7 protein-coding genes and 1 rRNA gene are annotated in these 11,992 nt (G+C 66.9%); 4 read left to right on the top strand and 4 right to left on the bottom strand.

Annotated elements, in window-relative coordinates; translation table 11 throughout:
• The first annotated feature begins 562 nt into the window (after window positions 1–562).
• The 4 genes from AC1DN2_RS21130 to AC1DN2_RS21115 all read left to right on the top strand — a co-directional run bounded on the left by AC1DN2_RS21130 (window position 563) and on the right by AC1DN2_RS21115 (window position 8,360).
• Window positions 563–1,735 (top strand): glycosyltransferase family 4 protein, encoded by a 1,173-nt coding sequence (locus AC1DN2_RS21130; protein ID WP_476851847.1) that lies wholly within the window; start codon window positions 563–565, stop codon window positions 1,733–1,735.
• A 148-nt stretch (window positions 1,736–1,883) separates the two neighbouring features.
• Window positions 1,884–4,157 (top strand): putative bifunctional diguanylate cyclase/phosphodiesterase, encoded by a 2,274-nt coding sequence (locus AC1DN2_RS21125; protein ID WP_476851846.1) that lies wholly within the window; start codon window positions 1,884–1,886, stop codon window positions 4,155–4,157.
• A 103-nt stretch (window positions 4,158–4,260) separates the two neighbouring features.
• A complete protein-coding gene (locus AC1DN2_RS21120; protein WP_476851845.1) occupies window positions 4,261–6,396 on the top strand; it encodes a putative bifunctional diguanylate cyclase/phosphodiesterase in 2,136 nt (711 codons plus the stop codon).
• Window positions 6,397–6,542: 146 nt separating this feature from the next.
• The gene (locus AC1DN2_RS21115; protein WP_476851844.1) at window positions 6,543–8,360 is read left to right on the top strand and encodes a putative bifunctional diguanylate cyclase/phosphodiesterase; all 1,818 of its coding nucleotides are present in this window, start codon (window positions 6,543–6,545) and stop codon (window positions 8,358–8,360) included.
• 301 nt (window positions 8,361–8,661) lie between these two features.
• On the opposite strand, the gene AC1DN2_RS21110 is transcribed toward AC1DN2_RS21115, so the two are convergent.
• From AC1DN2_RS21110 to rrf, 4 genes are all read right to left on the bottom strand, one after another.
• The gene (locus tag AC1DN2_RS21110; protein WP_223915864.1) at window positions 8,662–8,952 is read right to left on the bottom strand and encodes an excalibur calcium-binding domain-containing protein; all 291 of its coding nucleotides are present in this window, start codon (window positions 8,950–8,952) and stop codon (window positions 8,662–8,664) included.
• Window positions 8,953–9,046: 94 nt separating this feature from the next.
• Complete coding sequence (locus AC1DN2_RS21105; protein ID WP_476851843.1) at window positions 9,047–9,907, bottom strand: SDR family NAD(P)-dependent oxidoreductase; 861 nt, start codon at window positions 9,905–9,907, stop codon at window positions 9,047–9,049.
• A 135-nt stretch (window positions 9,908–10,042) separates the two neighbouring features.
• Window positions 10,043–11,545 carry a CBM96 family carbohydrate-binding protein gene (locus AC1DN2_RS21100; protein ID WP_476851842.1) on the bottom strand — a complete coding sequence of 501 codons (1,503 nt, stop codon included), beginning with the start codon at window positions 11,543–11,545 and terminating at the stop codon, window positions 10,043–10,045.
• Between the two features lie 354 nt (window positions 11,546–11,899).
• Window positions 11,900–11,992: ribosomal RNA gene (rrf, locus tag AC1DN2_RS21095) — 5S ribosomal RNA — on the bottom strand; the annotation flags it as partial.

Here is an 11,992-nt window from a genome sequence, read left to right as displayed (position 1 = left end):
CCCCTTCCTGGCCCGGTCACCGGCCCGGTAGGACTCGGCCAGGTGCTTCGTGACAGCCTTGCGTTCGCCCATCGTCAATCCCATCCCTCAAGGATGTCCGCGCCCCCACCCTTCCCGGACCTTTTCATATGAGGCAACGTATCGGGCTACGCGGAGGTTTTTTATGAGTCAACGCGCCCTCTGGACGGTAGGAGGCGACGGGCGTATTCTGAAGTTCCGTAGCCTCTGGAGGTATTTCTGATGGAAGGCAACAAGCGTGCGCGTTGCGGTCCGGTTTCCGGCATCCGTGCCCGCTTCCCGGTCGGCAACTGGCCCGACCCGCTGTAGCTCGACTTTCGTCATGCCATCCGGCACCGCTGCTTCGTAGGGTTTGCGCCGTGGACGCATGGCCGCGGTGAACTGCGCCCACGTGAGGGTGCCCGACTAGTTCCCGGCAACCGCGCGCCTTTCCGAGCGCCCTGTGGCGGTTCCCTCCTGAGTTCGCCCACCTGTTAACCCACTCTTCCCCTCCCGGCCACGCCTGCTCCCCCGCGCCGCAAACCGCCGCCCGCACCGTGGAGGGGTGAGGATCGCAATCGTCGCCGAATCATTCCTGCCGCTCATGAACGGGGTCACCCACTCCATCCTGCGCGTGCTGGAGCATCTGCACGAGCGCGGGGACGAGGTGCTGGTAATCGCACCGTCCACGCAGGACACGGATGTACCGGACGAGGTCTATGGCGCCCACGTCCTCCGGCTCCCCTCGGTCCCGCTGGCCGGCTACGCGAATCTGCGGGTCGCGATGGGCGGTGTGTATCGGGTCAAGCGAATCCTTGCCGACTACGCGCCCGACGTCGTGCACCTCGCGTCCCCGTTCGTGCTCGGCTGGCGGGCAGCGCAGGCCGCCCACCAGCTCGGCATCCCCACGGTCGCCATCTACCAGACCGAGGTCCCCGGCTATGCGGGCCGCTACGGCGTCCCCTTCCTGGAGAACTGGGCCTGGAACCGGGTGGACCAGATCCACCTGCTGGCCTCGCGCACCCTGGTCCCTTCCACGTTCGCGCTCAACCAGCTCCGCGGCCGCGGCATTCCGCGCGTGGACATGTGGCGGCGCGGCGTGGACACGCAGCGGTTCAACCCCGGGAAGCGCGACGCCGGCTGGCGGGCTGCCGTGGCGCCCGGCGGCGAGCGCCTCATCGGCTACGTGGGCCGGCTGGCGGCCGAGAAGCAGGTGGATGATCTGGCGGTGCTGGCGGATGTTCCCGGGACCCGGCTGGTGATCATCGGCGACGGGCCCCAGCGGCCCGCCCTGGAAGCTGCCCTGCCGCAGGCGGTCTTCACCGGTTTCCTCGGCGGCGACCACCTCGCCCGGGCCGTGGCCTCCTTCGATCTCTTCGTCCATCCCGGCGAGTTCGAGACATTTTGCCAGACCATCCAGGAGGCCATGGCGTCCGGGGTGCCGGTGGTGGCCACTGGCCGCGGCGGCCCGCTGGACCTCGTGGAGAACTCGCGGACCGGCTGGCTGTACGAGCCCGGCAACCTCGCCGGGTTCCGTGCCCGGGTGATGGACCTGATGGGCGACGACGCCAAGCGCCGAGCGTTCGCCGCGGCCGCGCACGCCTCGGTCCAGGGCCGGACGTGGTCCGTGCTCGGCGCCGAACTCGTTGGCCACTACAGGGCCGTGATCGGCGAGTCCCAGGTGGGCCGCTCCCCCCACGTTGCCCTGTCACTTAGGGCTGCCAAACCGGGGTTTTAAGCACCCTAGGTGATAGCGCAACTGGGCGGTAAGTCCTCCGTCACGGGCACGGATCCGGCCCCGCCCACGTGTTGACACCCTCTTGACACCCAAGGGAGGCTTCCGGCGCCTATGATTTCCCGATGGGAGGGTTCTAAATGTCTCGTTGGTGGTCTCAGGTTCGCACGGCGGTAGCCGGGTGACGGCGTCGTCGTACCCGGAGGAAGCCCCCGGCACAGTCCCAACGACAGTCCCCCAGGAAGTATCCGCCGCGGTCCCGGGCTACGGGGACCTGGTGGAATCCAGCCCCGACGCCCTGCTGGTGGTGGCCGAGGACGGGACCATCAGGATGGTCAACACCGCCGCGGAGCGCATGTTCGGGTACGTTCGCGAGGAACTCGTGGGCTCGGACCACCGCATGCTCCTGGCCGAGGGGTTCCGGAACGGCCTCGAGCGGCTGTTCTTCAACCTCCGCCGCGGCGCCCACCCCGACGGCGACGCCGCTGCCGCCGAAACTGACACTGACACTGCCCCCGTGGAGGCTTACGGGGTGCGGCGGGACGGTACGGAGTTCCAGGCCGAGGTGGCCGGATCTATTTTCTTCACCGGTACAGGCGCCCGGGACGGGACTGGTAAAGGGACCGCGAGCATGATCGCCGCGGTCCGGGACACCTCGCACCGGCCGGAGAACGATGACAGCCTCCGCGAGGCCATGTCGCTGCTGAGCGCGACGCTCGAATCCACCGCCGACGGCATCCTGGTGGTCAGCAGCGACGGCGAGATCGCCGGCGTCAACAATCAGTTCGTCACCATGTGGGGCATCCCTCGGGAGATGCTGGCCACCGGGGAGGACGAGGCGGTCATGGCCTTCGTCCTGGACCAGTTGCAGGATCCGGCCCAGTTCGTCGAGAAGGTCGAGGCCCTCTACGCCGACCCCGCGGCGGAAAGCCACGACATCCTGGAATTCCGCGACGGCCGGACTTTTGAACGCTATTCCCGCCCGCAGAAAGTCGCGGACCAGGTGGTCGGACGCGTGTGGAGCTTCCGGGATGTGACCGCGGCCAAGGTGGCCCAGGACCGGATCACCCGGGCCATGGCCGACCTCGCCGCACAGTCCGCGCAGCTGACGGCGCTGGCGTTCCGGGACGGATTGACCGGACTGTCCAACCGCCAACTGTTCAACGACCGCCTCGCAAGCGCCCTGGCGGACCAGCACGGCGGTGCCGTCGACGTCCTGCTCCTTGACCTGGACGACTTCAAGGAAGTCAACGACATCCTGGGCCACCACGCCGGGGACCAGATGCTCATTGAGGTCGGCCGGCGCCTGCGCGCGTGCGTGCGCCCGAGCGACATCGTGGCCCGGCTGGGCGGCGACGAGTTCGTGGTGCTCCTGCTCGACTCGCTGGAGCCCGAGGCGGTCGCCGCCCGGATCGTCGACTCGCTGCGCGTCCCGGTGTGGATCGACGGCACCATGCTGCGGCCCAGCCTCAGCCTGGGGCTCGCCTCGATCGGCGAGGCCGCCGTGGACGCCTCCGAGCTCCTGCGCCGTGCCGACGTCGCGATGTACGCCGCGAAGACTGCCGGGAAGAACCGGTACATGCGCTTCAAGCCGGAGATGATGAAGGCCCTCGTGGACCGCAACGACCTCGAGGCCGGCCTGCGGCGCGCCGTGGACAGCGGACAGATCGCCGTCCACTACCAGCCGATCGTCTCCGCCGGCAGCGGGACCGTGACAAAGGTCGAGGCCCTGGCCCGCTGGGTGCGCGATGGCGCGCTCGTCCCGCCCAAGCATTTCATTCCGGCGGCGGAACGCAGCGGCCTCATTGTCGAGATCGGCACCGAGGTGCTGCTTCGCGGCTGCACGGAGCTCAAGCCCTGGCTGGACGAGGACTCCACCCGGTCCCTGGCCGTGAACGTCTCCGGTGTCCAGCTGCAGCACGGGGACTTCGCCGAGCTGGTCATGGCCGTGACGGAATCCTGTGGCGTGGACCCGCGCCAGCTGATTCTGGAGGTCACGGAGAGCGTCTTCTTCGAAGACGACTGCCACGTCATCCAGCAGCTCATGACCCTGCGTGCGGCCGGCGCCCAAGTGGCGCTGGACGACTTCGGCACCGGCTTCTCCTCCCTGGGACGCCTGCAGGGCCTGCCCGTGGACACGCTGAAGATCGACCAGTCGTTTGTGTCCATGATCAACACCGGCACCGAGCAGTTGCCCATCCTGAACGCCATGATTGGGATGGCCCACGGACTGGGGCTGACCGTCACCGCGGAGGGCGTGGAAACGGCCGCCCAGGCCCGCTACCTGATGAGCCTGCACTGCGATTCGCTGCAGGGTTTCCTGTTTTCAGGCCCCCAGCCGGAGGCCACGCTCCAGCCCGCGCTGGACCGGGCGGCCCTGGCCATCGCCGCGCTGCGGGGCGATCGGGTGCCCGGCAACCGGTGACCCGCAAAGTTCCATGGCCGAGGTGCTGGACACGGGGCCGAAGGACCCTATGATTCAGTGAAACGCATTGCTCCGGGCCCTCGGCCGGGAACATCATCGCTCTATGAACTTCCGTCGCTTGGGGGCCGGTATCGTCGTGGGAACTGGATTTGGTGAAGACCTGCTGGAGCAGGGTCCTGATGCGTTCCTGCTGCTGACCGCAGACGGGACCATCGCCTTCATGAATTCGGCCGCGGAACGGCTGTTCGGCTACCCCCGCGAGGAACTCCTCGGCGTTCAGCACACCATCCTGCTCACGGAGGAAGCCCACAGCGGCTTCCTGCGGGTCTTCGGCCGGCTGGGACGCAAAAGCCCAGCCGGAAGCCGCCCGTTCGCGGCCGCCGGACTGCACCGCGACGGTTCGGACCTCGCCCTGGAGATCACGTGCTCGCTGGTGAGCGTCGACGGCGGCACGGCCATGGCGGTAGCCGTCCGCGACGCCGAGCACCGCAACGACCCCGATTCCGGCCGCCGGCTGGCCCTCTCCCTCGTGGACGCCACGCTGGAATCGACGTCGGACGGTATCGTCGTGCTCTCCAGCGAAGGCCAAATCACCGGGATCAACGACCAGTTTCTGTTGCTGTGGGGCATGCCGCCGGAACTGATCGCGGCCGAGGACCCCGATGCGCTGGTGCGGTTCATCGCGGACCAGCTGGTGGATTCCGACTCCTTCCTGCAAAAGGTTGCAGCGCTCTACGCGGACAACCAGATGCAGAGCCATGACATCCTCGAGTTCGCCGACGGCCGCACCGTGGAGCTGTACTCGCGCCCGCAGAAGGTGGCGGACGCGATCGTGGGACGGATCTGGAACTTCCGGGACATCACCTCACGCCGGCGCGCCCAGGACCAGGCCCGCCGCGCCATGGACGAACTGGCCGAGCAGGCGGGCAAGCTCAAGGAACTCGCGTTTCAGGACCCGCTTACCGGGCTGGCCAACCGGATGCTCTTCAACGAACGGGCCGCCGCGGCACTGCTGACCCCGGAACCGGTGCACGTGCTGCTCCTGGACCTGGACGACTTCAAGGAAGTCAACGACGTCCTGGGCCATCATGCCGGCGACGAGATGCTGGTCGAGATTTCCCGCCGGCTCCAGAACTGCGTGGGTCCGCACGGCACCGTCGCCCGGCTGGGCGGGGACGAGTTCGTGGTCCTGCTGGTCGGCTGCCGGGACGCCGACACCGTGGCCCAGCGCGTGGTCAGCACCCTGAACGCCCCGGTCTCCATCGAGGGAACGCTCATGCGGCCCGGCCTGAGCCTCGGCGTGGCCTCGCGCGACGCCGGCACGGAGACGTCGTCGGAACTGCTCCGGCAGGCGGACCTGGCCATGTACGCGGCCAAGGAGGCCGGGAAAAACTGCTATGTGCACTTCCGGCCCGAGATGCTGGCCGCGCTGCTGGAGCGCACCCAGCTCACGGCCGGGCTGCGGCGGGCGGTGGAACTGGGGCAGATCACCGTGCACTACCAGCCCGTCATCTCCAGTGACAGGCTCGAGGTGGTGCAGTTCGAGGCCCTGGCCCGCTGGGAGTGGGACGGCGAGCTGATTCCGCCGGACGAGTTCATCGAGACCGCCGAACGCAGCGGCCTGATCCGGGAAATCGGGGCCGAGGTGCTCAGGCGCAGCTGCACCGAGCTCGCCCCGTGGCTCGGGGAGGACCCGTTCCGGAGCGTGGCCGTAAACGTCTCCGGCGTGCAGCTGCAGCACCGGGACTTCGCCGAGCGCGTCCTGGACATTGCGGCGTGGAGCGGCGTGGACCCGCGCCAGCTGGTCCTGGAGGTGACCGAGAGCGTGTTCTTCGACGCCCATTCCCACGTGATCGGCCAGCTCGAGACCCTTCGTGAGGCCGGCATCCGGGTGGCCCTGGACGACTTCGGGACCGGCTATTCCTCGCTGGGCCGCCTGCAGGACCTGCCGGTGGATGTGGTGAAGATCGACAAGTCCTTCGTGTCGATGCTGCAGACCGGCGTCGAAAAGCTGCCCATCCTCACCTCCATGATCCACATGGCCCGGAGCCTGGGGCTGAAGGTCACGGCCGAGGGCATCGAGACACCGGCCCAGGCACGCTATCTCATGGACCACGGCTGCGATGCCCTGCAGGGCTTCCTCTTCTCCCGCCCGGAACCCGGGGCGGCCAGGCACCGCGCGGTCCGGAACTCCGCGGCGGCCATCGCCGAGCTCGAGGGCGTGCCGCTGCCCGGGTAGCCGGGGCCGTTCGACACATTTGATTGCGGCATGATGGCCATCCCGTCCGGGGAGCCCGCACCGCATATGATTCAGTCAGCGCAGTGCGCCTGCTCTCCGCAAGGTGCCCGCTATCCGTATTCATCGCCGGGGGGCTGTTAGACATCGTGGAAGCTGGTTTCGCACAACAACTGCTGGAGTACAGCCCGGACGCACTTTTGCTGGTCGCCGAGGACGGAGCCATTTCCTTCCTCAATGCGGCCGCGGAACGGCTCTTCGGCTACCCGCGGGCGCAACTGCTCGGCGCGGACCACAGCATGCTCCTGGCCGAGGCCTCGCGGGAGACATTTCACGGCGTCCTGGCCGGGCTGGCCAAGTCCGCAAGCCCCGGCTCCCCGTTCGCCGGCTCCCCGTTCGCTGGCTCGGGCCGCCGCGCCGACGGCACGGAACTCCCCGTTGAAATCACCTGCTCGCTGGTCCCCGCCGCGGCCGGAGCGGCCGACGCCGGAACGTCCGTGGCCCTCTCCATCCGCGGCGCCGCAGGGCGGAACCCGGGCGCCGGCAGCGCCGGGCGCACCCTCAGCGGCGACTTTGCCCGCCGTCGTACTTCCGGTGCAGCGGGAGCTTCTCTTTCCGGAGGTCCAGCGGCTGCCGTTCCTGCGGCGTTTGCCGAGCACGACGACGAACTCAAGGCGGGCTCGCTCCGCGACCCCTTGACGGCGCTGCCCAACGGCCCGCTCTTCAACGAGCGGCTCGCCGCGGCCCTGCGCCGCCCGGATCCGGTGGACATCCTGCTGCTGAACCTCGATGACTTCAAGCACCTCAATGACGTGCTGGGACGCTCCGCGGCCGATGAACTGCTGGTGGAGGTGGCATCCAGGCTGCGCAACTGCGTCCGCCCGCATGACACGGTGGCCCGGCTCGGCGGCGACGAGTTCGCGGTGCTGCTCACCGAATGCCTCAACGCGGACGCGGTGGCCAAACGGATCGCCGAGTCCCTCTACGCCCCCCTGCGCGTGGGCGGCTCCATGGTCCGGCCCGGCGTGAGCATGGGACTGGCGTCGAAGTCGGGGCAGACGCTGGACGGCGCGGAACTGCTGCGGCAGGCCGACGCCGCCATGACCGCCGCAAAGGCTGCCGGGAAGAACAATTGGATGCGGTTCCGGCCGGAGATGCTGAACACCGCGGCCCACAAGGCCGACGGCGATTCCGGGCTGCGGCGCGCCGTCGAACTGGGCCAGATCTCGGTGCACTACCAGCCCGTGGTCTCTCCCGGCATCGGTTCGGTGGTGCAGTTCGAGGCGTTCGCGCGGTGGGAACGGCACGGGCGGCTGGTGCCGCCGAACCAGTTCCTGCCCGTCGCGGAGCAGAGCGGCCTGATCCGCGAGATCGGCGACGAGGTCCTGCGCCGTGCCTGTGCCGAGATCCGGCCCTGGCTGGCCGGCGATCCTGCCTACAGCGTCGCCGTGAACGTCTCGGGCCTGCAGTTCCAGCACCGGGACTTCGCCGCGGACGTGCTGGCGATTGCGGCGTCCACGGGCGTTGACCCGCGACAGCTCACGCTTGAGCTGACGGAGAGCGTGTTCTTCGACGCCTCCTCGGACGTGCTGGGCCAGCTGCGGCAGCTGCGCGGCGCCGGTGTCCGGATTGCCATGGACGACTTCGGCACCGGGTATTCCACGCTCGGCCGGCTTCAGGAACTGCCCCTGGACAAGGTCAAGATCGACCGCTCCTTCGTGGCCATGATCAAGACCGGCCAGGAACAGCTCCCGTTCTTCGCCACCATGATCAGCGCAGCGCATGCCCTCGGCCTGAAAGTCACGGCTGAAGGCATCGAGACGCCCGCGCAGGCCAAGTACCTGATGGACCGCGGCTGCGACTCCCTGCAGGGCTACCTGTTCGCCAAGCCAGCCCCCGCCAGCCACCTGGCCGGGACCATGGAAAGTGCCCTGAACGCCCTGGATAAGGTCGACGCCGCGCGGTAGGCGGGTTTACGGCGGCGCCTGTGCCCTGGTTGTGCTCTGCGCCCCGCTTGGACCCTGGCTGTGCCCCCTACTCCGCCCCCGCTTGGCCCGCGCTTGCTGCCGGGCGTAGCCGGATCGGAGCGCGTTGACGCCGCCTCACTCTGCCATTGGACGCAAACGGCCGCTAAGCATCATGGCTTAGCGGCCGTTCTTGGCAATTCGTTGGATGGTCCGGGCTGGCCCCAGAAGTTAGAGTCCCGGGGCCGTAGCCGCTTAAAGCAGTCGGGATCCCCGCCGTTGGCGAGGATCCCGACTGGTCATATCAGCGCTTTTCGCAGGCGATGCCGTCGTTGTCACGGTCGAGATCGTACTGGCGGAAACCGCCGTCGTTGAGGCTGTACAGGGTGTTGTCGACACGGAACGTGGTGACCGGCTTTCCGCTGGTCTTGTCGCGGGCGCCCTTCTTGCCGACGCCGTGCGGGTAGACCTTGTTCAGCTCCGTGCAGTTCTTGTACGACTTCGGCGCGGGCGCGGCGGATGCCGGCACGGCCGTAGCGCTCAGGACGACGGCGGATGCCGCCAGGGACGCGATAAGCAATTTCTTCAGGCGCACGTTTAAGAGCACTCCCCCAGGTAGAAGCCCTCGGCCGCGGATCGGCGAGGGGCAGGAAAATGCTAACCCACGAATTCGGCGTTTCCGGTCAGGCTCAGGCGCCGTGATCCGAGCCCTGGTCCAGCTTGTCGAGGTCCGGGGCCACCATCGCCTCGCTGCGCTGCCACAGCGCCTTGGCCAGACCCGCGTCGTAGGCCTGCCTGTTGGCCTTCGAGAGCGTCCGCTTGGCGTAGTAAGCGCCGGAGATCCAGTCGTGGCCCGGGGTGGCGTTGGCGAGCCACACAAGGGTGTCCGCGCCCTGGTCAGGGGTCAGCATGAAGCGCTTGAGGAAGGACTTGTAGGCCAGGCGCATGGGGCTCGTGGAGTCGGCCGCAAAGTTGGTGGCCACGCCGCCGGGGTGGAACGCCGCCGTCGAGATCCCCTCGGTGTTGTAGCGGTTGTGGAGTTCGGCGGTGAAGAGGATGTTGGCGAGTTTGGCGTTGCCGTAGGCGCGGTTGGTGGAGTAGCTCTTGGCCGCGTCGAGGTCGTCGATGTCGAACTTGGCGAAGAGCGAATTCGCGACGCTTGAGGTGTTGATGACGGTGGCCTGGCTGGCGGTCAGCACCTCGATCAGCTCGGTGGTGAGCAGGAACGGGGCCAGGTGGTTGACCTGGAAGGTTCTCTCGTGGCCGTCCACGGTGAGCTCACGGGGACCCATGATGCCGCCGGCGTTGTTGGCCAGGACGTCGATCCGCGGGTACTTTTCCTTCAGCTGCGTGGCCAGGGTCCGCACCTGGGCAAGGTCGGCGAAGTCGCTGACAAAGAATTCCGCGCCGATTTCGTTCGCGATCGCCTCGGTCTTTTGCGCAGAACGCCCGACGACGACCACACGTTCCCCCTGCCGGGCGAAGGTCCGCGCGGCGGACGCGCCGATGCCGTCGCTGGCTCCGGTGATGACGATAGTGCGCTCGGGCATTGAGGTGTCCTTAGAACGATGCGATGAACTGGTCTTTTGGAATCCAGCCCCGTCGAATTCTAACGAGTGCAACTGAGAGTTCGTTCCGCCGGAGCCGGGAGCTTTCCGAGACTCTGCTGGGATTCCCCGCAGTGCCTAGATGCGCAGCGGCGACCGGAAACTCAGGGCCGTGCCGGCGTTCTGCAACTTCAGGCTGATGGCCAGCATTTCTTCGGTGGTCCGGAGCAGGGAGTAGTGGCTGTAGTTTCCTTGGATAACGGTGCCCGGGACCACGGATGGTGCCACCACGAAATTGGGTACCGGGGTATCTTCGTCAAAAAGCACGAATATCGCCGTGCGTCCCGCCCGGTAGCTTTGGCTGTTTAGGATGACCGGCAGCCATTGCGAGAGCCAGGTGTCGCCCGTCGCGACGCTGCAGTCATGCATGTCATTGCAAACGTTCGGCACCACCACGGAGAAATTCGGCAGAGTGTTGTTCGCGAGGTCGCCCGCCAGCTGCCCGGCGCTCACGGTGCCCAAGGGCACATTGTTGACCGCGCATGCCGCTCTGTCCCCCGTCCCTTGGTAGTAAATTTCGGGGTTGTGCCGCTCGGCATACAACCCGGACGCGCTCAGCCGGCAATTCGACGGCATGTCCTCCATATAGCTCTTATAGGACTGGCCGGACGTACGCACCTGCCGGAAGATATTGTCGGCTGTAATAGGCGGCAGGCCGCTCGGGCTCGAATCGGACGTGACGCCCTGCGTGCTGCCGGAGGTCATGGCCAGATAGCTCGGCAACGAGGGCAAACCCAGGCCGGCGTCAGCCCAGGTGGAAACCGAGGCGCACTGGTTCGCCTTCGTACTCATGTACGGCGCGCTGGCGTTCCCGATGACCTGGGAATAGGTCTTGTTCTCAAAAAGCACCCACATGACGTGGTCGTATTTCGCCGGAGGGGCGGTCGCCGTGCCGCAGGGGTTGTCGCCGGGGGGCGGAGGCGGCGGCGGGGGCGGCGGAGGAGGTGGCGGCGGCGTCGCGTTCGTGGTGACAGTCAATCGGGGCCGTTGCGTGGCGACGGAAGTTTCCTTGGAACTGTAAATGACGCCGTCAGAGGATGTGTTGCTGATGCGGAACGAATACGTCCCGTCACCCTTAATCGCGCTGAAGAGATCAAACTCCACAAAGGTGTTATCGGCAACAGCGCCGCGCGAAGCCACAATCGGCGTTTCCGCAACGGGCGCATTGTTGAAGGTGATCGTGTTCTCACTCCAGGAGTTGTTGAGGACCCGTCGGACTTGGCCGCCTGAGTTGGATGGATCCGTAGCGAACAGCCGGAGCTTGGCGCCGGTCACGGTACTGCCGGCGGTGCCGGTGACCGTGAGCTTGAGGAAGATCATTTCGACCGGCGAATTATCAGCCTTGAGGCCCGTCGCCGTGCGGAAATTGATAGTGGGACTGTCGCGCTTCACGACGGCATCAGCCGTGGTGGAAAAGGTCAAAGTGGCGGCTTCTGCGGGGCCGGCAATAAGTGAAATTGTGGCAGCCATCAGGAAGACAACTGACGCCAGGGAAATCCCTCGGCGCCCCACAAAGGACCGGGCAAACCGATGCCTCTTAATTGCCTTCTTGCCCGAGGCGAATTTAGGATCTACGCGCATCGCGGGACTCCTATAAGGTCCGGTCGACGCACCCTGCGCCTTAGTGGTCCGTAGGAATCCAAACCCTAGCCGGTCAAATCCTGCCCCTCAATGCGCATGACCAAAATAGTTGGCCGTTTAAAGGTATTCCCAAGGTCTCCATCGATTAAGGAAATGCCCAAGGTTTTCCCATGGTCCTTACGCATGGCCAGAACTGCCCGCCTGTTTCATCAGGGGCCTCTTCCCAACTGACTCGCAGCAGGGGCCGTTCTGAGCCTCCAAAACGGCCCCTGCTGCCAGTCAGTTGGGTGTTTTGGGCGGTTAAATGCGGGAGGACCCCCACCTGGTGGTGGGGGTCCTCGACCGTTAATGGTGTTCCGGCGGTGACCTACTCTCCCACACCCTCCCGGGTGCAGTACCATCGGCGCTGTGGGTCTTAGCTTCCGGGTTCGGGATGGGACCGGGCGT

Source organism: Arthrobacter sp. 01L42 (genome assembly GCF_056400005.1).
This window is presented reverse-complemented; position numbering and strand designations above follow the sequence as displayed.

Bases quoted from the DNA above. Each gene is read 5' to 3' on its own strand.
- AC1DN2_RS21120 (WP_476851845.1), top strand. From the start codon at position 4,261: ATGAACTTCCGTCGCTTGGGGGCCGGTATCGTCGTGGGAACTGGATTT.
- AC1DN2_RS21105 (WP_476851843.1), bottom strand. From the start codon at position 9,907: ATGCCCGAGCGCACTATCGTCATCACCGGAGCCAGCGACGGCATCGGC.
- AC1DN2_RS21100 (WP_476851842.1), bottom strand. From the start codon at position 11,545: ATGCGCGTAGATCCTAAATTCGCCTCGGGCAAGAAGGCAATTAAGAGG.